Origin of the sequence: Candidatus Koribacter versatilis Ellin345, assembly GCF_000014005.1 — a bacterium.
Lineage (GTDB): Bacteria > Acidobacteriota > Terriglobia > Terriglobales > Acidobacteriaceae > Korobacter > Korobacter versatilis_A.
This window is the reverse complement of sequence record NC_008009.1, coordinates 2,943,047-2,963,916: the sequence shown is the minus strand read 5'-3', so window position 1 is coordinate 2,963,916 and position 20,870 is coordinate 2,943,047. Positions and strand designations below refer to the sequence as shown.

Here is a 20,870-nt window from a genome sequence, read left to right as displayed (position 1 = left end):
ATTATGGGCAGCAGGAATTGTATGGTGCACGTGCCAGTTGCCGCGTGGATCCTGCAAGTCTCGCGCGCCGGAGTGTCGGCGCCATCTCGCTTTCGCCTCACCCTTCTCGGATGGATGATGTTACTGGCGGTGATCGTCGGTTTTGCAGTTCCCGGGCTCGCGCAGGTGGACAGTAACGAGGTCCACGTGCAGCCTCGCGAGGCGCCAAAGCCTCCTACCCCGCCGCAAGGCGATCCTGCTGACGTGAATACCCATACCCGTCCGATGCGGGTGGATGTGAATATCGTGCTGGTGCCGGTAACCGTGACCGATCCGGACAACCGGCTGGTAACCGGGCTTGAGAAAGAGAATTTCGAAGTTCTGGACCAGAACATTCCGCAACAGATCCGGCACTTCTCGAGCGAAGACGCTCCGGTGTCCATCGGCGTGATTTTCGACATGAGCGGGTCGATGTCGAACAAGATTGATAAATCGCGCGAGGCGATTGTCGAGTTCTTTAAGACCGCCAATCCGGATGACGAGTTCTTTGTGGTCGCCTTCAACGACAAGCCGGAAGTGTTGCAGGACTTCACCAACAGGATTGAGGATATCCAGGAGAAGTTGACGATTCTTCAGCCGAAAGACCGGACGTCGCTGCTCGATGCCATTTACCTGGGCATGAACAAGATGCGGCAGGCGAAGTACGAACGGAAGGCGCTGCTGATCATCTCCGATGGCGGCGACAACCATAGCCGGTATACGGAAAACGAGATTAAAAGCATGGTGCGCGAGGCCGATGTGCAGATTTATGCCATCGGAATTTATGACCTGGCGCCGACGACAACGGAAGAGATGGCGGGGCCAGCACTGCTCGGGGAAATCTCTGATTGGACCGGCGGACGTATGTTCCCGATTGATAACGTCAATGAATTGGCGGACGTAGCCACAAAGATAGGAGTAGAGCTGCGCAACCAATATGTACTCGGATACCGTCCAAGTAAACCAGCGAAGGATGGCAAATGGCGGAAAATCAAGGTCCGTCTGAACCCGCCTAAGGGCTTGCCTCCGCTCCATGTTTTCGCGAAGACTGGTTACTATGCACCTTCGGAATAGTTCGTTCCCCCTCCGCGCGTTACCGCTCGTACTCCTAGGCGCCCTTGCGTTTGGGCAAAACACCTCACAGCCGCAAAATCAGAATTCCCAACCTCCGGCAGGCCAGCAGGGCAAGTCTGACGGCGGGCTCATCATGCCGATTGACGATGGTTCGCAGCCAGCGCAGGGGCAGCAGCAGCAGAATTCGGCGCAACCTCAACCCGGCCAGCAGGGTAAGACGGACAATGGCCTGGTGATGCCAATCGAGAACGGCCAGTCCGAGGCGCCGGTTCCGAAGTCGCCGAACCAGCCGGGAGATACGGTCAACGTTCCCGCGAGCAGTTCGCGCGGCAACGGGCAAAATCCCGACTCCGAAGTCGGCGGCGTGTACACGTTCAAGAAGCAGGTTGAAGAAGTTCGCCTGCACGCGACCGTGGTCGACGATCGGCAGCGGTTGATCACGACCCTCGATAAGACCTCGTTTACGGTTTACGAGAACGGCGAGCCACAGCAGATTACGTCATTCCGGCACGAAGATATTCCTGTCGCGCTGGGCGTTGTGATCGATAACTCCGGCTCAATGAGGGACAAGCGTCCGGCAGTGAATGCGGCGACGATCAACCTCGTGAAAGCCAGCAATCCAGAGGACGAGGTGTTCGTCGTGAACTTCAACGACGATTATTATCTCGACCAGGACTACACCGACAGCGTTGCGAAACTGAAAGAGGCACTGGAGAAGTACGAGACCCGTGGTGGCACGGCGTTGTACGACGCGGTGCTGGCCTCGAACGCGCACTTGATGAAGGCTCCGAAGCTGGAGAAGAAGGTTCTGTTCATCGTTACGGACGGTGAAGACGATGCCAGCCTCAATACGTTGGAGCAGACGATCCGCAAGGTGCAGCAGGAGAACGGGCCGACGATTTACACCATCGGAATTCTGGATGAAACCGGTGGGCATAAGCGTCGCGCGCAACGTGCACTTCGTGAGATGGCGGAATCCACCGGTGGCGTGGCGTTCTTCCCGCAGAGCCTCGACGAAGTGAGCCGGATCACGCAGCAGATCGCGCACGATATCCGCAACCAGTACACGATTTCGTACAAGCCGACGAATCCACAAGCGCGTGGTGGCTATCGCCAGGTGAAGGTAGAGGCGAAGTCGAAGGGCTTCAAGGCCCTGCAGGTTCGGACGCGCGCGGGCTATTACGCGGGACAGACGCAGTCCGCGGCCAATCCGCCGGTGCGTAAGCCGGAGACCAACGCGGCTGTGCGATAAGACTCAAGCAACGCGAAGCCCCGCTACTTTAGCGGGGCTTTCGTGTTTAAGGGGGATGATGAGGTTCGCGACGTTTCTGTTAATGCTGGTGGCGTTGTCCGCTGCGGCGTTTGCACAGCGGCGGGTGATGCCGATCGACGATTTGCCGCCCGCGGTCGTTGAGCACCACGAGACGCGCTGGGATGTTCGGCCTTCGCTGAAGTACGACGCGCTTTGCGCACTCAATGTCTTGAGTGGCGATCCCTATTACCTGAAGTTTTACCAGGCAGACTACGACCGGCTAGCGCCGAAGTTTACTCCGGCCGAGAAGGCCGAGTTCGTTGCACTCAAACGAATTATCAAGGACCAGAACAAGGGGATCATCTCGGCAGACTTGGCGCTGATTCTCTCAGTAGAGCCGGGCGATTCGCTCGATGACATGTTGGTGGCGCTCGATAAGCCGAATGATATTCGTGAGCGGCTGAAGCAGACGCCCTATTACTCCGCCCCAAATTTCACCGAGTTCATGCAGGTTCGTCCGCATGCGATTGCGGCGATCCGAGCGTTAAAGCGGGTTGGATTTGACGAAGACTGGTCGCAACACATTCGGCCACAGATCATGGCGAAGGCGCCGCAGATCGAGAAGCAACTTGTGCAATACAACATTGTGCCGCTCCAGGAACAGGTGCTGGGACATGCGCTGCCGGACAATAGGATTGAAGTGGACCTGCTGTATTACTCGCAGCCGCATGGGATCAAGATCACCGGCACGCGGTTTCTGACGCACTTTGAATATCCGTTCGACATTGTGTTGCATAACGCGGTGCACGAGATGATGCACCCGCCTTATGACCTCAAGTCTCCCGCAACCGTGCAGGCCATCGAGTCGCTGCGGCATGATGCGTTCCTGATGGACAAAGTGAAGCATCACGATCCGTCGTATGGTTACAACGAGTTCGAAGGCTTCGTCGAAGAAGATTGCGTGCAGGCGCTCGAGCAGACGATCACGCAGTCCATGGGGATGAAAGAAGACGAGCGGGAGTACTGGCGAATACAGGATGGCGGTATGCACGTGTTGGCCATTGCGCTATATGAGCTCATGCAACGTGAGCGGTTTATGGAACTACGGGAAAGCTTTCCGCACTTTCTGCGGCGGATGGTGGCGAGCGGAAAGCTGACGAATGAGCGGTTGGTTCAGTTGAATCGCGAGTTTTACGCGGGGCGGTAAGGCGTCGTGGAAATGTAAAGAAGATGCCGAACCTCTTGCACGTGCGAACGCGTTTGTTAGACTTGCTCCACTTCCTTAAGGGGCTGAATCCATGACATTGAATCGAGGCGCAATGGTGCGCTTCTCCGCCGTCGCATCCGGAGTACTCGTCGCCGCGTCTGTATTGATCGCCGCGCGGCCCGCGCAGGCGCCACAAGGCGGGGGGACAAAGACCGCCGTACAGCAGTTCAAGAACATTCAGGTCCTCAAGGACATTCCCGCCGACCAGTTGATTCCGTCCATGCAGTTCATTGCGAACTCATTGGGTGTGGAATGCGACTTCTGCCATGTGGAAGGCGCGTTCGATAAGGACGACAAGGAAGAGAAGAAAACCGCGCGCAAAATGATGGCGATGATGATCACCATCAACCAGGAAAACTTCGAGGGCAAGAAGGAAGTGAGCTGCAACACTTGCCATCGCGGTACGCCGCATCCGCGGGGAGTGCCGGAGATTCCGGAGCAAGCGAAGGCGGCGGTCAGCACCGAGGAGATGGAGAAGCAGCACCACGAGCACAACGCCGAACGGGGTTCGGCCGATCCGATCATCAACGCCTATTTGAAGGCCGTTGGCGGTGCCGACGCGATTGCGAAGCTGAAGTCGGTGACAGAAAAGGCGAACATGGGGATGGGACCGGGGCGCGCTGTTTCCGTGGAGATTTTCGAAGAGACGCCCGTCCGCCGCGTGTCGGTGGCGCATATGGGCGACAAGGACAGCGTGACAGCCTACAACGGCGAAGACGGCTGGCTATCGTTCCCGGGGCGTCCGCTACGGCCGATGAACGGAGACGAGCAGTATGCCGCGAAGCTCGATGCGCAGTTCCTGGTGCCGAGCGATCCGCGTAAAGCCTTCGCCGAGATTCGTACGGTGCAGGCCGATACGATCAACGGGAAAGAGATGAACGTTGTGATTGGCAAGAACCCCGGGCAGGCGCCGGTTACGTTGTTCTTCGACAAGCAAAGCGGCCTGCTGGTGCGCATGGTGCGCTATGCCGATACGCCGCTGGGTCGTAACCCGACACAGGTGGACTTCGCAGATTATCGCGACCAGAGCGGCGCGAAGATCCCATTCGAGTGGACGATCGCACGACCGCTGGGACGGTTCACCATGAAAGTGGATTCGGTGCAGGTGAACGCGCCGATTGACGCGAAGACCTTCCAGAAGCCGGAAGCACCGGCGGCGGCTGCGCACTAATCAAACGAAGTCCGTTGAAGCCGAGAGGGTACGCCACCTCTCGGTTTCTTCTTTTACGAACGCTTGTTTTTCGTCGATGCGGCGCAAGGTATCGGTTCCGAGAGGAAGCCGCACCGGTGGATCCGCGAGATCGGCGAGTTGAAGAATCGCTTGTGCAAGCTTCTTCGGATCGCCGGGCTGGAAACCGCTACGTCCAACCACGAATTCGCGCATCTTGCCGACGGTCGAATCGTAATCCGGAATGCGGTTCTTCGTGGAGACGAGCGAAGTGGTGTCGAGGAAGTCGGTGCGAAACGATCCCGGCTCGACCGCGGTCACGTGAATGCCGAGTGGTGCAAGTTCCGCGTGCAGCGATTCGGTGAGTGCTTCCACCGCGAACTTTGTCGCGGAGTATGGTCCCCATCCAGGGCGTGCACTGAAGCCACCCACCGATGACATGTTGATGATGTGTCCAGAGCGTTGCTTGCGAAAGATGGGCAATACGGCGCGAGTGACATGGAGAAGACCGAAGACGTTCGTCTGAAAGAGGCGCTCGATTTCTTCGGCGCTCGTTTCTTCGACGGAGCCCAACAATCCGTAGCCCGCGTTGTTCACCAGCACATCGATCTGACCAAAGGATTCGCACGCGGAGCAAACTGCGTTTTCGGCTTGCTCGCGAGAAGTCACATCGAGCGCCACGCGGAGATATTTTTCCGGGCCCGCAGGCGCAGGAAGAGAATCAACGCGTCGCGCGGTCCCAACAACGCGATGGCCCCTCTCCAGTGCAGCCGCGGCAATTTCTGCACCGAAGCCACGGGAAGCGCCGGTGATCATCCAGACTTTGGAAGTTGGGTTGGACATTTGGCACTTCAGATGCGTTTGGGATGAAGCGCGATTCAATCCACAGAATTCCGGCAGCAGCTCTGTTTACGGGTTGATAAACACTCGATCAACCCTTAGCATCATGGGACGCCATTCGCACAGGGGAAGAAAGTGACCGCAGAGCGCAGACGCTACTGGCGTCCCGACATGTCGTTGTTTGTGTACCCAAGGAACATGGTCCGTCATAGCGTGGTGCGCGCTATCGCGGCCGGCGTGCTGATTGGCACGGCGATGCTCATCGTGCAGATTGCCATGGACAGCCTCACCGGGCCCACCGAGCGCACGCTGTTGATGTCGGATGTGTTTGTCGGGGTGATTACGGCGATTGTGACTGGCGCAGGACTGCGCCACTATGATGCGCATTTGCGCGCCGATGAAGCGCGGATGCGGATGATTGCCGAAATGAACCACCACGTTCGGAATGCCCTGACAGCGATCAGTTTGTCGGTGTACGCGAAGAACGATCCGCACCTGGAGAAGATCACGCGCGACTCGATCCAGCGGATTGACTGGGCCCTCCGCGAAGTGCTGCCGCATCCGGAGAGCGTGGTGGAGATCCCGCGCCCAGGAAGCGAAGAGGTACAAAGGCGGTCTGCTTAGCGGAAGTTGTGACAAGCTCGTTGACCATTCGGCGGCCGACCCGATAGCCTGAAGGGTTGGCCTTTTTCTTATGAATACATCTGAGATGTCCACTCTCCGCGTCGCCGAAGATATTTCTGAACTCGTTGGCCAGACCCCGATGCTTCACCTGCGCAAGATGGTGCCGCCGGAGATCGCCGACATCTACGTAAAACTCGAGTTTCTTAACCCGGGCGGAAGCATTAAAGACCGCGCTGCCCTGGGCATGATCCTGCGCGCGGAAAAGGAAGGCGTGCTCAAGCCGGGCGCGACGATTCTCGAGGCGACAGCGGGTAACACCGGCGTCGGCTTGGCGCTGATCGGCGTAAGCCGCGGATACAAGGTCGTCCTCGCCGTCCCGCAGAAATTCAGCAAAGAGAAAGTCATGCTGATGGAGGCTCTTGGTGCTCAGGTGTATCGGACGCCGGACGCCGAAGGCATGGAAGGCGCAATCCGGCTCGTCAAGAAATTCCTGACCGAGATTCCGAACTCGTGGCTAGCAGGGCAGTTCGAGAACCAGGCGAATCCTGATTTCCACTATGAGACGACCGGACGCGAGTTATGGGAACAGATGGGCGGCAAGATTGATGCCATCGCACTCGGTGCAGGCACGGCAGGGACGTTCACGGGAGTGGCGCGCTACTTGAAGGAGCGGTCGCCGCAGACGCTGTGCGTGCTGGTGGAGTCGCAGGCGTCGGTGTACGGCGGCGGCAAGAGCGGGCCGCACGCCGTAGAAGGTATCGGCGCGAGCTTCATTCCCGCAACCTTCGATCGCAGCGTTTGCGATGAAGTGATCGCCGTGAAAGACGTGGATGCGTTCCGGACAATCAAAGATCTGGCGGCCAAAGAAGGCGTACTGGCGGGGTCGAGCTCGGGAGCGGCAGTGTTTGCGAGTTTAGAGTTGGCAAAACGCCTGGGGCCGGGGAAGCGGGTCGTCACGATTATTCCGGACTCGGCTGAGCGGTACCTGTCTAAGGATCCGTATCACTTCAACGAATAACTTCAAAATCTTTAAACACGAAGGAAACGAAGGAATTTATGGCCAAGAAAGATTCTGGGTTTTCGACGAAGTGTGTTCACGTTGGGCAAGAACCGGAGCAACTGACTGGTTCCGTCGGTGTTCCGATTTACGCGACCTCCACATACGCCCAGGACGAACTTGGCAAGCCGCGTCTCGGCTATGAGTACTCGCGGGTGTCGAATCCAACGCGTGATCGGTTGGAGAAAAACCTCGCTGCGCTTGAGGGCGGCGTAGATTCCAAGGTCTTTGCCAGCGGGATGGCGGCAGTGAGCGCGATGTGCTCGCTGTTGAAGAAGGGCGACCATGTTGTTTGTTCGTCGAACGTATATGGTGGCGTGCCGCGGTTGTTCAACCAGGTGCTGGTGAATTACGGGCTGGAGTTTACGTACGTCGATACGTCGGACCTGAAGGCGACCGAGAAGGCGATCCGCAGGAGCACGAAGTACGTTTACATCGAGACGCCGACGAACCCTCTGATGGTGCTGAGCGACATCGAGGCCATCTCGCAGATCGCGCACAAGAAGGGCACCGAGGTTGTTGTCGATAACACCTTCATGTCGCCGTATTTTCAGAAGCCGATTGCCCTCGGCGCCGACATGGTGCTGCACTCCACGACGAAATTCCTCAATGGCCATAGCGACGGACTTGGCGGTGTGCTGGTCTGCACGACGAAAGAGCAGTCCGAGAAGCTGGCGTTCATTCAAAAATCAGTCGGTGCGATCATGTCGCCGTTTGAAAGTTGGCTGATTCTGCGCGGCGTGAAGACTCTTGCCGTCCGCATGAAACAGCATGACGAGAGCGGGCGGGTCGTCGCCGATTTCCTCGCGAAGCAGAAGAAGATCAAGAAAGTGTTCTATCCGGGATTGCCAGACCATCCGCAGCACGAGCTCGCGAAGCAGCAGATGACGGGCTTCGGCGCGCTCATCACATTCGAAACCGGATCGCTCAACAACGCGAAGAAGCTTTTGAAACGAGTGAAAGTTTGCACGTTGGGTGAATCGCTTGGTGGAGTGGAGACGTTGATCTCGCATCCGGCGACAATGACGCATGCTGCGCTGGGCGAAAAGGGAAGAGCGGCCATCGGACTGACCGATGGCATGGTGCGCATCTCGGTCGGCATTGAGGACGTGGAAGACCTCATCACTGACCTGGAGCAGGCAATTTCAGTTCTCTAGGTTTAGGCGTTGCCGACCTTAGTGTTCTTCTGCGCGTAGGCGAACCGATAGACCTGCTGGTCGATTTCACGACGCAGGTCGCGCCAGATCGTATCCGGCATCTGCAGGAACGTATCCACCACTTTCGGGTCGAATTGGCGCGCCGACCATTGTGCGATCTCTTCGCGTGCGGCTTGGATCGACTGCGCGGCGCGGTATGGACGATCGCTGGTGATTGCATCAAGCGTATCGGCGACCGCGAAAATGCGTGACCCGAGCGGAATCTGCTCGCCCTTCAATCCCCGTGGATAGCCGGTGCCGTCATAAAACTCCTGGTGCGCATAGACGATTTCCGCCGCTTCGTAGAGGAAGGGAATCTTGCGCAGCATGTGGTAGCCGCGGTAACAGTGCTCGCGCATGATCGCGACTTCTTCCGGCGTTAGTGGGCCAGGTTTGCGAAGAATGGCGTCGGGAATCGCCATCTTGCCAATGTCGTGGAGGAAGGCGCCGCGGGCGATCACGCGGATCTTCTCGGTTTCGAGGCCCATGGCGCGGGCGATCGCGATGGTGAACGCCGTCACGCGCTTGGAGTGGCCTTCCGTCTCGGCATCCTTCAAATCCAATGCGTCGCCGAGGGCTTCCAGGGTGATGTCGTAGGAGCGCTCCAGGTCGGCCATGGCCTGACGTAACTGCTCAGTGCGGGCGGAAACCAAGGATTCCAGATTCGTTTGGTAGGCGCGATTCTCGAGCTTCAGGCGCCGGTTCTCCAGGGCGCGACGCACCATGGCGAGTAGTTGCTCACGTTCGAAGGGCTTGAGCAGGTAGTCGTAAGCGCCGTTACGGATGGCGGCCAACGCCACCGAGATGTCGTGGACGGCCGTGACCATGACGACCGGCATATCCGGGTAACGTTCCTTGGTCTTCTCCAGCAGCCCGATTCCGTCCAATTCAGCCATCATTAGGTCGGAAAGCATCAGTTCGAACTCTTCCCCCGATTCGAGCACGGCGAGGGCCTGCAATCCGGAACCCGCTTGCTGGGTCTTATAGCCGGCATTGCTGAGCATGGACGAGACAATTTCCCGGATTGGTTCTTCGTCGTCGACGACAAGAATACGGTCGGTGGGCATAACGTTTGCCCAATTGTACAACGAGAACCAGTTCTGTCACCTAGCGGAAACCCGCGATAAATAAGGCTTTGGCAGCAACACTGTTATATGATGCAGGGCATTCCGCGATGATGTCGCCAGCCACTTCAGGCGGTTTTTGGCAACAGGTCCTCGACCAATTGCTATACGCCGATGTGTTGACCAAAGGACCAGATGTCCTGGTCCTGCTTGCGGCGACTGTTCTGGTCTACCGGACATTCCGGGAGAAGTACCTTTTTCCCTGGGTTTTGGGGTGGGCCGCCTACCTTGCTTACCGGCTCCTAAGCGCTCTGCCGGCCATCCGTATGGTGCCGGAGATTATCTTGCTGTCGCAGCTCTGTTACGTGGCTGCGGTTACAGGATTTTCGCTCGCGGTACTGCAGTACGTTCGCAAGAAATCCGCAGAGATATGGATTCTGGGTCTTGCGCTGGTTGCGATCTGCGCGGTGGCGATGCGCGCCATCTGGGGCGACAGTCGCGTGCTTCTCGTGGCGGTGATCGTTACCACGGCAGCGATTTGCTGGATCGCGGCGCTCCAACTCGTTCTGTTCGCCAGCGGGCGACGCCAATTCGGTGCCTGGCTCATGGTACCGATGCTCTGCGTGCTTCACCTCGACGCAAATCCGGGACGCCCGCACGGTTACTCCGGACTCGACGTCGCGATTGAGCTTTTGCTCGGGTTAAGCATGTTGATCATCGTGCTCGACCATTCGCGCGAGCGCACCGAACGGCTCAGCCTGATCAACGGCATCACCAACATGGTGGCACGAACCCACGAGTCCGGAACCTTGGTGGTCAGCGCGCTGGAGCAATTGAAGAAGCATACCGGTGCCTCGTGCGCGTGGTATCGCTACATGTTGCAAGACAAGCTGCTGATCCAGCAACAGATTGGGCTCACGGAGCGTTACGTATCCAGCCGACGCGTGCTGAAACTGGATGAGAGCCACGCGGGAGCATTCATCCATGCTGGTGCGCCCGGAACCTTTCTGCCCTCCGAGAGCGATACCGAAACGGCGAGCTTGTTCGGCGAAATGCACGTTGCCCAGGTTGTGGTGGTTCCCGTCAAGGGCAAGAACACCGTGACCGGTACGATCAATCTCGGTTTGCCGCGGAAGCGGGTGTTCTTGCCGGAAGAACTGGCGTTCCTGTCGTCCATCGCAGATCAGCTTGGCATCGGACTGGAAAACCAGCACATGTTCGAGCAGGTGGTTCGTTCGCAGCGCCAATGGGTAAGCACGTTCGATTCGATCGACGACATCATCCTGGTGCACGACGATGCAGGGCGCATTATGCGAACCAACCGCGCGCTGCTGCAAAGGCTCGGCAAAAAAATTAACGAAGTGATCCACGAACCTCTCGGGTCTGTCCTACCCAATGTCCCTCCCAAGATCCATTGCCCTTATTGCAATGAACAAGATGAGGGGTACATGGAGGGTCCAGATCCATGTTTCGGTGGCTACTCGTTGGTGTCGACGTCGTCCTACTCGGAAGGGGGAACGGCGGGGCTGGGCACGATCCATATCGTGAAAGACACAACCGAGCGTCGCGCGGCGGAGGAGCGATATCGTCTGCTGTTCGAAGAAGTTGGCGAAGGCGTCTACATCACCACCGGAGATGGCCGGATCTTGGAGATGAACGACGCATTCGTTCGCATGCTCGGGTATGACGATCGCCGCGAACTCCTGAACGCCGAACTTGGAAAGAAGGTCTACCAGAAGCCAGAGGATCGGCAACGAATCATCGCCGAAATTCAGGCCAAGAACCTTGTACGCAACTTCGAAACCAACCTGGTGCGGAAGGACGGATCGACGCTCACCGTACTGGAGAACGGTTTCGGTACGCGCGACGCATCGGGCAAAGTTGTTCGTTACCAGGGCTTCGTCGTCGACATTACCGAACAGAAGCGGATCGAGAATGAGATCAAGCGCCGCAATCGAGAGCTCAACGCTCTCAACACGATTGCCGTAATTGCCGCGCAGTCCTTCGATCTCGATGAGATTCTTAACGTCACGTTGCGGCAGGTTTCGGATTTGTTTGGCGCCGAGATGGGTTCGGTATGGATCGCGAACCCTGAGACGATGACGCTGCACGTAAGAGCTTGGGTCGGCTCCACAAGCCTCGGCGCGAAAGTTCCGGAAATGCAGATGTCGCAGGAACTGCTGGACGTGCTGATTGCGAATCGGCCGGAGTTCCTGACCATGGAGCACCTTGGCCTTCTCCCGCCAGTGGCCCGCGAACACCTGAATGAACTGGGTATCCAGACGTGGGTGTGGGTATTGCTTTGGGTTTCGGGACGTCCGCTCGGAGTGATCGGGTTAAGCAGTCGAACCGTGCGCGAGTACACCGCGATGGATCGCAACCTGATGGTCGCCATTGCCCGGCAGCTTGCCACTACCATCGACAAGGTCAGGCTCTACGAAGAGACAACGCGGGCATACGAGGACTTGCGCCGCACGCAAGAACAGTTGCTCCAGAGCGAAAAGATGTCGGCCGTGGGCCAACTGATTTCCGGTGTCGCGCACGAGCTGAACAATCCGCTCACGGCGATCGTTGGCTACGCACAGTTGCTCGAGCAGGAGCCACTATCGGCGCGCTCTCTCGACTTCGTACAAAAGCTCTACAAACAAACGCAGCGCACTCGCCGCGTGGTTCAGAATTTGCTCTCGTTTGCTCGCCAGCGAAAGCCGCTTAAGCAGGATGTTGACCTGCGACGAGTGATCGACGAGACGCTTGCACTGCGCGACTACGATCTGAAGCTCAATAACATTCGTGTAGAACGGGATTTTTCGGAAGCGTTCCCGCACGTCATCGCCGATTCTCATCAACTGGAGCAGGTCTTCCTCAACATCATCAACAATGCCGTGGATGCCATGCTTGAAGGCGGCAGGGGAGGGGCGCTGCGAGTGTCGGCCGGAATTGACTTCGAACATGACGCCGCCTTGGTCGAATTTCGCGACAGCGGTCCGGGCATCAAGGAGCCGAAGCGCATTTTCGATCCCTTCTACACGACGAAAGTTGTGGGCAAGGGAACCGGCCTTGGGTTGAGCATTTGTTACGGCATCGTCAAGGAACACGGCGGGGACATCACCGCATTCAACCACGCCGAAGGCGGAGCAATCTTCCAGGTACGGCTTCCGTTGACAGCTAAGGCACGCGAGCCGCAGGTTCAGGCCCCGATCATCTCGAGCGACGCGCTCCGCGGCAAGGTGCTCGCTGTGGACGATGAAGAGGCGGTCCTTGAACTCGAGAGAGAACTCATCACCGGCGCCGGTGCCGACGTGACCTGCGCGTCAGACGGTGCCGAAGCAATCCGCCTTCTCGGCGCAGAGAGCTTTGATGCGATCGTGATTGACAGCAAAATGCCGGGAGAATACGACAGCCCCGATGTTTACCGCTGGGTATTGGTAAATCATCCTGAGCTCGCGGCAAGGTTCGTCTTTACTGTCTCGCACGCCACCGAACCCACGGTTCGCGGGTTTCTCGAAGAGCACTCTATTACACACATCGAGAAACCTTTCCAAGTCTCTGAATTAATTGGAATTCTTCGACGAATTCTGGCGTCTCGGAAAGCCGAGACGGTGCGCGGCGCATCCTAACTACGACTTCTCCCGTCGATATAACACCTTAGGATAATGTGGGTATCCGGATACCACATTGAAGTACGGGTTTGCCCGTCAAGCGGTTCGCCTACGTCGCTTTTACATACCAACACTGGCTCGAAAATACCCGATTGGGCCTTAGTTCTCTTAAGGTTCCAAGGGAATCCACAGCGCTCGCAGGCAGTTCGGCGGGTGCAGATCAGTTAGGCAGGGGGATTGCAATAGGGAGTAGTGGAACGGGGATGGCAAGTGACCTCCTTCCAGTGGTTAGCTGAAGCAAGGCAATGTTCAGCAGCCCGCCCAACAAAAGACCAAAAAGACCCAAAAGGGGGCAGAATGGCGAGCACACTTCAGAACGTGGCAATCTCCGACCTGAGCTTTATCCCGGCCTTCACCGCGACGACTTCGATCGAACGCTGCAAGAGCATTTACGAAGAGAACCGGCATCGGATTTATGCCTTCGCGTTCTGGATGACCAACAGCGAACTCGAAGCCGAGCACCTGCTCGAGGCGACTTTCGTTCGCGCCTTCGCAGAAAATTCCACGCCGACCTCGGCACAAATTGACGACGCTCTGATCGCGATCCTGCGTTGGGAGTGCAGCATCGGCCCCCTCACCCTGAAGAGCGGGGAAGTGAAACAAATCCTGAACGTTCGCGAGAACACCAAGCGCGTTCACCTGGAACTGGCCGTGGTGCAGTTGCCGGCCACTGAGAAACTGATTTTCCTGATGCACGACGTGGAAGGCTACGAGCACGCGCGCGTCGCCCGGGCACTCGGCATCAGCGCCGACGAATCGAAACGCGGCTTGCACGAAGCACGCCTGCGGATCCGCGAACTAGTTGCGGAAATGGTCTGGTAAGAATTCCCTTTATCCCATTGGTTGACTCAACTCTCTCCTTTCCCATGCCCCTCCAGCCAGAGGGGCATTTTTCATATATGCAAAAGCGGAGCCCGCAGGCTCCGCTCGGTCTGAGTTTCAGTTTCGCTATTCGATCGTCGCGGTAAAGGCGCCACTCTTGGCGCAGTTGCCGCCCATGGTTTTTCCGCTGACTTTGCCGTCGCCGTCGGGCTGCGCCATCGCGGCACACTCGCCCATCATGACCTGGTAGAACATCCCGGCGAACATGATCTTCACATCGCCACTCGGGCCTTTGAATAAGGCCATCGTCGCCATGTTCGGATCGAAGCCGGAGAAGGTCCATACTTCGCTGCTACCCGAAGCCCAGCGTACTGTCCATTTATCACCGACGGAAGCATGCTGGTGCGCCTGTAACTGAGGTTGAGCTTTCTTCATTTGCGCCTGTGCGGCGTCAATCTGTTTCTGCTGCGCCGCTATCTGCTCCTTCTGCTTCTCCTGGGCTGCGAGGTAGGCATCGGAAGGATCGGCCTTGGTGCTGGCTCCGAGTTCCTGCGCTGGGTACTGGTCTCCCATGTTCTTGTAGAACTTCACGGTAAAGTCGCAGCGATTGGGACCTGGGTTAGAAGCCGCATATTCGGCCGGCATCCCGGCGGGCACTGCACTTGACGAGTTCACGGTGACATGGATTTCGCCGTTCTCGATCTTGGTCGAGGAAACAATGAAAGGCGGATGCGCTTCGACCTTCACGTTATTGAGCATGCTGGGATCGACGTTGGCGACCTTGAGCACGATGTCGCGGGTGGCGCCGTTCTTGCAGGTTCCGGTGACGCCGGTAAGCGACGGCGTACCCGAAGATTGACGCTGCGAGGTGACACGTTGGTTGGTGCCGGGAACCTTGACGTTGGGAAGCTGCGCGAACGCGAACTGAGCGACGCTGAAGACAGCCACGAGCGCGAGATGACGTTTCAAAACATCCCTCCTGAGAATGAACCGACCTTTGCTGGGAAACTGCGCGCATTCTACACCACGAAAGTGTTATGGGCGCAGTGTGATCTCTGGTTAGGATTCGCTGGAAATCCAGCCGACGGAAGAACCGGAATGTCACTTTTCGGGTTCGGCGGAGATTTCGGAACGTGCCGATGCGAGGAGGCTGGAATAGGGGAAACGGCGCAGGCCGTCGTCCAATTCCGCCAAGGCCGCCTGCTTGTGTCCCATTTGGACGAGGATGCGAGCCCTCAGTTCCCAGAGATCGGGCTCGTCGAGCCAGTATTGCGCGATGCGGGCTTGTTCCAGCGCGTCTTGCGTGCGTCCTGAATTCGCCAGCGCACGCGCCAGGTAGAACTCGGCGTCGGCGTTGGTGCGGTCCCAGCGTAGAGCAGCGGCGTATTCCTCAACAGCTCGCTGGTCGCTGGATTGCGCCTCCCACGCGAGACCTTCATGCACGTGGTAGCTGGCGATCGCTGGCCTCATGACGACGACAAGCAGGACGATTCCGAGAGCAGAGGCTGGCGCGAGCACAGTTGCACGTTCTCGAAACCGAATTACCCGACGGTTTAAGTCGAGAAAGGCGAAGGCGAACCATAACCACAGCAGAGCCCAGGTCTCTGCGCGCTGGAGCGGGAAGTCGAAACAGGCGCCGAGGAGGAGCGCCACGATACCTGCCAAGGCAAAGGGTGCTCTCGGATCAGAAGTAACGCGTTGCAGCAGGCTGCCGACGCCAATGCCGAGCGTTGCCAATAACGCCGCGGCTCCAAGCACGCCGGTGGAGACCAGAAATTCAAGAAAATCGTTGTGTGCATGCTCCTGCATATCGGCGAAGGGAAGAAGGCTCCCATCGGGATGAGCGGCGAACCAGCGCCCCATGCGTTCGGGATAGGTGTAGTAGAACGTGCCAGGACCGTCGCCGAGCAAGTGGACGCCGTCCGCGAGAGAAACTCGCCACAAGAAAGTACGGCCTGTGGACGCAGTCGTCAGTGAGCGAGGGTTGGTGCGGTTCACGAGCGAGGCTGAGGCAGCGAAGAGCACCAGGACGGCGCCGATTGCGATCCATCGTTGCTTGCGCGATCGTGCGAGGAGCGGCAGCGCCAGTGCAACGAAGAAGCAGAGCAAGCCAATACGCGATTGCGTCCACCAGATGGAGGCGAATGATCCAGCCAATCCCAGGCGCCAAACCCAAGCTTTGATGCTCGGGCGCAGCGCGAGATACAGCAGAGCTGGCGCGCTCGTCGCGAGATAGCTGGCGACGAAGTTCGGATTGCCGAGCATAGACGAAATCTGCATACGTCCGCCGGAGTAGCTCGGGTGTAACCCGAAGGGGGTGAAGACGTCGAAACCGAAGCGGTTCGCAATTGCGACTGCTGCGACGATGTAGCCGGAAATCGCAATGCCATGGATCAACCAATCGGAGCGGCCGCGCAGGGCCGATGCAGCCAGCGGCATCAGAAGACATCCGGCAATGAGGATCAGAAGCGGTTGAATCGCCAATTCTTTGTGGGCTGAAAAACTAGCGGAGAGAAGACCCCCGAACAAAAAAGCCGCGACAGCGTAGAGAAAATTACGTTCGATTGCGCTCACAGCGCAGGGGATTGAGCTCCGAGTAAAGAACACCCCGATCGCGAGCACCATCGTCGCGCATACCAATATCGCGTTCTTCGGAGGGAAAAATGCCGATTGCAGCGCGGGGCAATACACACACGCGAGAAGGATCGGAATCGAAGCGGCAAAAAACGCGAGAATCCGAGAGGGAAGTGTGGCCGGAAGAGAATCGCCTTGTCCTGCGGCCGGTGGCGTCATTGCATCATTGGGCGACGGTTGCGTTCTTCAGAACGCCGGCTTCCGCGGCGATCTTCTCCAACTTCGCACGGTTCTCGGGACGCATGGGAACCATCGGGAGCCGATAATTTTCCTCGATCCGCCCCATCATCGCGAGCACTGCCTTCACCGGGCCCGGATTCGACTCGAGGAAATTAGCGTTCATCAGTGCAAGGAAATGATTGTGTAATTTGCGCGCGGTGGCCCAGTCGTTGTTCAGCGCAGCCCGCACCATTTCCGAGAGCTCTTTCGGGATCTGGTTCGATGCCACCGACACCAGGCCAACGCCTCCCACCGCGAGAATCGGCAGCGTGAGAGCGTCATCACCTGAGAGCACGGTAAAGTCCTCGGGTTTTTGCGCGCAGACGTCCATGATCTGCGGCAGGCTTCCACTCGCTTCCTTGACTGCGATGATGTTGGGAATCTTGGCGAGTCGCAGCAACGTCGCAGTCTCAATGTTTGCCGCCGTGCGGCCCGGAACGTTGTAGAGCACGAGCGGCTTGTCCACGGCCTCAGCAATCGCCTTGAAGTGCAGGTACTGGCCTTCTTGCGTCGGCTTGTTGTAATAGGGCGACGCGGTAAGAATGGCATCCACGCCTTTGATCGCGGCGACTTCCTTGGCTTTTTCTACGGCTTCCGCGGTGTTGTTCGAGGTGGCGCCAGCAACGATGGGCACGCGGCCGTGGTTCACTTCAACCGTCTGTGCGATCACTTTCAGCCACTCATCATGAGAAAGCGTGGGAGTTTCGCCGGTGGTGCCGCAGGGCACGAGGAAATCAATGCCAGACTCGATCTGCCACTCCACGAGCGCGCGCTGCGCAGCGAAGTCCACGCTGCCGTCTTGCTTAAAGGGCGTAACCAGTGCCGTGCCGCAGCCACGCAGTTTCATCGTCATACCTCGTGAAAGATATCGCGGAAATCGTAGAAGCCCGTTTTCCCTTGGAGCCATTCGGCGGCTTTCACTGCGCCTTCGGCGAATCCGCGTCGCGATTTCGCCGCATGCGTCAGGGTCAGGGAATCGAACTCCGAGTCCAACAATATTGTATGCGTTCCGGGGATGTCGCCTTCGCGGATGGAGGCGATTGCCATCTTCTTCCCGCCAGTCTGCTCCAGTACCTGTTGGATATTCGCCGCTGTGCCGGAAGGCGCGTCTTTCTTGTGCACGTGATGGAGTTCTTCGATCGAACCACCATACCCGTGCTTAAGCGCTTCCGCCGCGACCTTTGCGATCTCGAAAAACAAGTTCACGCCGAAGGAGAAATTCGCGCCCCAAACAAATCCGATCCCGCTCTGGTTGACCAATGTCTCGACACGTGGCAACTCGTCGTACCAACCGGTAGTGCCGACGACAATGTTCTTTTTCATCCGCGCGCAGGCTTCGATGTTGTGCAGTACCGCCGCGGGCGTGGTGAAGTCAATCGCGACGTCGAATTCTTGCGCGAGTTCAGGTGTAATTGCAGCGCCGCCGGCGTTTTCCTTGCCATCAAGCAGACGCACGCGATGATGGCGTTCGATTGCGTAGTCACGCACCAGCGATCCGGTTTTTCCGCAGCCCAGCAGCAGAAGGTTCAATCAAACACCTCCGGATCAACGTCGGTGAAGAAGTGCGCGTGCAATCGACGCACAGCCTCGGGCACATCGGCCTCGTCAATCACGAACGTGATGTTGATCTCGGAAGCGCCTTGAGAAATCATGCGGACGTTAATGTCGGAAATCGCGGTGAAGACCTGCGCCGCAATGCCCGGACGCTCGCGGATGTTCTCCCCCACGAGACACACAATCGCCTTGCGTCCGGAGTATTTCACGAACGCGAGTTTCTCCATGTCGGCTGCAATCTCTGGAATGCGCTCGTTCGAATCCACCGTAAGCGAGACGCTGACTTCGGAAGTTGAGACGACGTCCACCGCGCACTTGTGCCGGTCAAAGATTTCAAAGATCTGCCGGAGGAAGCCGTGTGCCATCAACATGCGGGCAGCGACGACATCGATCACCGTAATGCGCTTCTTCGCCGCAATGGCCTTGAACGGATTCCGCGTCTGCGGTGCGCGCGCGACGATCTTGGTCCCTTCGTTCGATGGATTGCGCGAGTTCAGCACATAGACCGGAATATTCTTCTCGATCGCGGGCAGTACCGTCGCTGGGTGAAGAACCTTGGCGCCGAAGTACGCCAACTCAGCTGCTTCCTCGAAGCTGATGACCTTAATCCGGTGTGCATCAGGACAGAGATTCGGATCCGTCGTCTTCATGCCATCAACATCGGTCCATATCTCAATCGCTTCAGCGTTTAGTCCCGCCCCGACGAGCGCAGCAGAGAAGTCCGAGCCTCCGCGGCCGATAGTCGTGGTGATGCCATCAGGCGTGCTCCCTATGAAGCCGCCCAACACCGGAACCACACCGTCGTCGATGAGCGGTTTCACCTTCGCCATGAGGCGACGATCGATCTCCGCCACCTGCGGAGTCGCCTTACCGAAGGTGTGATCAGTGACAATGATCTCGCGCGCATCCACATGCGTAGCCTTCAGCCCTCGCGCTGCGAACGCCGCAGCCACCACTTTGCTGTTGATACGCTCACCGTAAGCGACGACATTGTCCTGCGTGCGCGGCGTCAGTTCGCCGACAGCGCAGATACCCTCAAGAAGTTGTTCCAGCGCTAGATAGTCGGCGGCGATTGAAGTGTGAACGGGGTTCGAGGCGTCCGAAACCAGCGCACTTGCAACTCCGAAGTGTCGATCGCGCAGCGCTTGGCAGAGCGTGACAGCTTTCTCTTTATCGCCCGCGCCGGCTGCAGCAGCCATCGCGAGCAGTTGGTCTGTGGCCTTCGACATCGCGCTGACCACCACCGTCGGGCGACGGTCGAGTCTTCCACGCACGATGCCGGCGACGCGGTCGATCGCCTCCGCGCTCTCAACCGACGTCCCGCCAAATTTCATGACGATCATTGGCGCAGAGTCCTCACGAAAGGAATCCCTTCGCCTTCAACAACTCCGCGTTCAGGATCGCCGCGCCCGCTGCACCGCGGATCGTATTGTGCGAGAGCACCACAAATTTCCAATCGAGCAGTCCGCACGGTCGCAAGCGGCCAATCGTCGCTGTCATCCCACCGCCGGCATCCACATCAAACCGCGGCTGAGGGCGCTCCGGACGCTCGTCATATATCAGCACCACGGGTGGAGCAGAGGGAAGTCCCAACTGCTGAGGCACGCCAGAGTACTGACGCCATGCATCGAGAATCTCGGCTTCACTCGCCTTACGAGCGAAACTCAGCGATACGCACTCGGTGTGTCCATCTTCCACGGGCACGCGGTTGCAGTGCGCGGTGATCGCGAAGGTAGCGTCTTTGATGCCTTCCGAAGTGTGAGTTCCGAGAAGCTTCTTAGTCTCAGCTTCGAGCTTCGGCTCTTCTCCGCCGATGTATGGAATCACATTTCCGAGAATGTCGAGCGTAGGCACGCCCGGATAGCCAGCTCCGCTGACTGCCTGCATCGTGCTGACGAATAGCCTGTCGATGGTGAATCGCTGATGCAGAGGAGCGAGGGCCATTACCAAACCAATCGCGCAGCAATTCGGATTGGTCACGATATAGCCGCCGGTGTCCTTGCGCCACTGCTGGTGCTCCAGGATCGCGATGTGGTCCGGATTCACTTCCGGTACCACAAGTGGCACATCCGGATACATGCGGAACGCCGAGGAGTTCGTTACTACCGCGCAGCCCGCTTTCGCAAACTTCGGTTCGAGCTCTTTCGCTGGACCAGAATCGAGCGCCGCAAAAATCACTTTAGGAGCATTGGCCGGGTCCGCCGGGGACATCTGCATGTTGGCGATGTTCTCCGGCAGGCGCGTCTTCATACGCCAGCGGACGGCTTCCGCATAGCTCTTGCCCTCGGAACGTTCCGACGCCGCGAGCCAAACAATCTCAAACCAGGGGTGACCTTGGAGCAGCTGAATAAAGCGCTGCCCGACCATACCCGTCGCCCCCAAAATACCTATGGGAATTTTCTTATCTTGCATGATGGGTTAA

17 protein-coding genes are annotated in these 20,870 nt (G+C 58.1%); 9 read left to right on the top strand and 8 right to left on the bottom strand.

Features of this window, described 5'->3' with window-relative positions:
* Positions 1-21 precede the first annotated feature (21 nt).
* The 4 genes from ACID345_RS12920 to ACID345_RS25550 all read left to right on the top strand — a co-directional run bounded on the left by ACID345_RS12920 (position 22) and on the right by ACID345_RS25550 (position 4,782).
* A complete protein-coding gene (locus ACID345_RS12920) occupies positions 22-1,092 on the top strand; it encodes a VWA domain-containing protein (RefSeq protein WP_228370646.1) in 1,071 nt (356 codons plus the stop codon).
* Positions 1,076-2,344: a VWA domain-containing protein gene (locus ACID345_RS12915; protein WP_049761895.1), complete on the top strand. Its 1,269-nt coding sequence runs from the start codon at positions 1,076-1,078 to the stop codon at positions 2,342-2,344. The genes ACID345_RS12920 and ACID345_RS12915 overlap by 17 nt, the downstream gene beginning before the upstream one ends.
* A gap of 55 nt (positions 2,345-2,399) precedes the next feature.
* Positions 2,400-3,551, top strand: a complete 1,152-nt coding sequence (locus tag ACID345_RS12910) for a hypothetical protein (RefSeq protein WP_041855685.1) — start codon at positions 2,400-2,402, stop codon at positions 3,549-3,551.
* 91 nt (positions 3,552-3,642) lie between these two features.
* Positions 3,643-4,782 carry a c-type cytochrome gene (locus tag ACID345_RS25550; protein WP_011523305.1) on the top strand — a complete coding sequence of 380 codons (1,140 nt, stop codon included), beginning with the start codon at positions 3,643-3,645 and terminating at the stop codon, positions 4,780-4,782.
* Here ACID345_RS25550 and ACID345_RS12900 read toward each other — a convergent pair whose 3' ends face one another.
* The gene (locus tag ACID345_RS12900) at positions 4,783-5,622 is read right to left on the bottom strand and encodes an oxidoreductase (RefSeq protein WP_011523304.1); all 840 of its coding nucleotides are present in this window, start codon (positions 5,620-5,622) and stop codon (positions 4,783-4,785) included. It abuts the gene before it with no gap.
* A gap of 132 nt (positions 5,623-5,754) precedes the next feature.
* On the opposite strand from ACID345_RS12900, the gene ACID345_RS12895 reads away from it, so the two are divergent.
* The 3 genes from ACID345_RS12895 (at position 5,755) to ACID345_RS12885 (ending at position 8,457) form a co-directional block, all read left to right on the top strand.
* On the top strand, positions 5,755-6,243 hold the full coding sequence (locus ACID345_RS12895) for a hypothetical protein (protein WP_011523303.1): 489 nt from the start codon (positions 5,755-5,757) through the stop codon (positions 6,241-6,243).
* Positions 6,244-6,328: 85 nt separating this feature from the next.
* Positions 6,329-7,261: a cysteine synthase A gene (gene cysK, locus ACID345_RS12890; protein WP_148210106.1), complete on the top strand. Its 933-nt coding sequence runs from the start codon at positions 6,329-6,331 to the stop codon at positions 7,259-7,261.
* Positions 7,262-7,299: 38 nt separating this feature from the next.
* Positions 7,300-8,457, top strand: coding sequence for a trans-sulfuration enzyme family protein (locus ACID345_RS12885; protein ID WP_011523301.1), 1,158 nt, complete (start codon positions 7,300-7,302; stop codon positions 8,455-8,457).
* Positions 8,458-8,459: 2 nt separating this feature from the next.
* On the opposite strand, the gene ACID345_RS12880 is transcribed toward ACID345_RS12885, so the two are convergent.
* The gene (locus tag ACID345_RS12880) at positions 8,460-9,563 is read right to left on the bottom strand and encodes an HD domain-containing phosphohydrolase (RefSeq protein ID WP_011523300.1); all 1,104 of its coding nucleotides are present in this window, start codon (positions 9,561-9,563) and stop codon (positions 8,460-8,462) included.
* A gap of 107 nt (positions 9,564-9,670) precedes the next feature.
* On the opposite strand from ACID345_RS12880, the gene ACID345_RS25545 reads away from it, so the two are divergent.
* Together ACID345_RS25545 and ACID345_RS25540 are read left to right on the top strand one after the other, a co-directional pair.
* Positions 9,671-13,177 carry a PAS domain S-box protein gene (locus ACID345_RS25545; protein WP_011523299.1) on the top strand — a complete coding sequence of 1,169 codons (3,507 nt, stop codon included), beginning with the start codon at positions 9,671-9,673 and terminating at the stop codon, positions 13,175-13,177.
* A gap of 339 nt (positions 13,178-13,516) precedes the next feature.
* Entirely contained in the window at positions 13,517-14,041 is a 525-nt protein-coding gene (locus tag ACID345_RS25540) for an RNA polymerase sigma factor (RefSeq protein ID WP_011523298.1), read from the top strand.
* A 126-nt stretch (positions 14,042-14,167) separates the two neighbouring features.
* Here ACID345_RS25540 and ACID345_RS12865 read toward each other — a convergent pair whose 3' ends face one another.
* The 6 genes from ACID345_RS12865 to asd form a co-directional block, all read right to left on the bottom strand.
* On the bottom strand, positions 14,168-15,010 hold the full coding sequence (locus ACID345_RS12865) for a flagellar export protein FliJ (RefSeq protein ID WP_011523297.1): 843 nt from the start codon (positions 15,008-15,010) through the stop codon (positions 14,168-14,170).
* A 132-nt stretch (positions 15,011-15,142) separates the two neighbouring features.
* Positions 15,143-16,480: an O-antigen ligase family protein gene (locus ACID345_RS12860; RefSeq protein WP_148210105.1), complete on the bottom strand. Its 1,338-nt coding sequence runs from the start codon at positions 16,478-16,480 to the stop codon at positions 15,143-15,145.
* 358 nt (positions 16,481-16,838) lie between these two features.
* A complete protein-coding gene (dapA, locus tag ACID345_RS12855; protein ID WP_011523295.1) occupies positions 16,839-17,741 on the bottom strand; it encodes a 4-hydroxy-tetrahydrodipicolinate synthase in 903 nt (300 codons plus the stop codon).
* Between the two features lie 2 nt (positions 17,742-17,743).
* Complete coding sequence (locus ACID345_RS12850) at positions 17,744-18,424, bottom strand: 4-hydroxy-tetrahydrodipicolinate reductase (protein ID WP_011523294.1); 681 nt, start codon at positions 18,422-18,424, stop codon at positions 17,744-17,746.
* Entirely contained in the window at positions 18,421-19,791 is a 1,371-nt protein-coding gene (lysC, locus tag ACID345_RS12845; protein ID WP_011523293.1) for a lysine-sensitive aspartokinase 3, read from the bottom strand. Before lysC ends, ACID345_RS12850 begins: the two co-directional genes overlap by 4 nt.
* Before the next feature lie 13 nt (positions 19,792-19,804).
* Entirely contained in the window at positions 19,805-20,860 is a 1,056-nt protein-coding gene (gene asd, locus ACID345_RS12840; protein ID WP_011523292.1) for an aspartate-semialdehyde dehydrogenase, read from the bottom strand.
* Positions 20,861-20,870 lie beyond the last annotated feature (10 nt).

Bases quoted from the DNA above. Each gene is read 5' to 3' on its own strand.
- ACID345_RS12920 (WP_228370646.1), top strand. From the start codon at position 22: ATGGTGCACGTGCCAGTTGCCGCGTGGATCCTGCAAGTCTCGCGCGCC.
- ACID345_RS12915 (WP_049761895.1), top strand. From the start codon at position 1,076: ATGCACCTTCGGAATAGTTCGTTCCCCCTCCGCGCGTTACCGCTCGTA.
- ACID345_RS12910 (WP_041855685.1), top strand. From the start codon at position 2,400: ATGATGAGGTTCGCGACGTTTCTGTTAATGCTGGTGGCGTTGTCCGCT.
- ACID345_RS25550 (WP_011523305.1), top strand. From the start codon at position 3,643: ATGACATTGAATCGAGGCGCAATGGTGCGCTTCTCCGCCGTCGCATCC.
- ACID345_RS12900 (WP_011523304.1), bottom strand. From the start codon at position 5,622: ATGTCCAACCCAACTTCCAAAGTCTGGATGATCACCGGCGCTTCCCGT.
- cysK (WP_148210106.1), top strand. From the start codon at position 6,329: ATGTCCACTCTCCGCGTCGCCGAAGATATTTCTGAACTCGTTGGCCAG.
- ACID345_RS12885 (WP_011523301.1), top strand. From the start codon at position 7,300: ATGGCCAAGAAAGATTCTGGGTTTTCGACGAAGTGTGTTCACGTTGGG.
- ACID345_RS12880 (WP_011523300.1), bottom strand. From the start codon at position 9,563: ATGCCCACCGACCGTATTCTTGTCGTCGACGACGAAGAACCAATCCGG.
- ACID345_RS25545 (WP_011523299.1), top strand. From the start codon at position 9,671: ATGATGTCGCCAGCCACTTCAGGCGGTTTTTGGCAACAGGTCCTCGAC.
- ACID345_RS25540 (WP_011523298.1), top strand. From the start codon at position 13,517: ATGGCGAGCACACTTCAGAACGTGGCAATCTCCGACCTGAGCTTTATC.
- ACID345_RS12860 (WP_148210105.1), bottom strand. From the start codon at position 16,480: ATGCCGCTGGCTGCATCGGCCCTGCGCGGCCGCTCCGATTGGTTGATC.
- dapA (WP_011523295.1), bottom strand. From the start codon at position 17,741: ATGAAACTGCGTGGCTGCGGCACGGCACTGGTTACGCCCTTTAAGCAA.
- lysC (WP_011523293.1), bottom strand. From the start codon at position 19,791: ATGATCGTCATGAAATTTGGCGGGACGTCGGTTGAGAGCGCGGAGGCG.
- asd (WP_011523292.1), bottom strand. From the start codon at position 20,860: ATGCAAGATAAGAAAATTCCCATAGGTATTTTGGGGGCGACGGGTATG.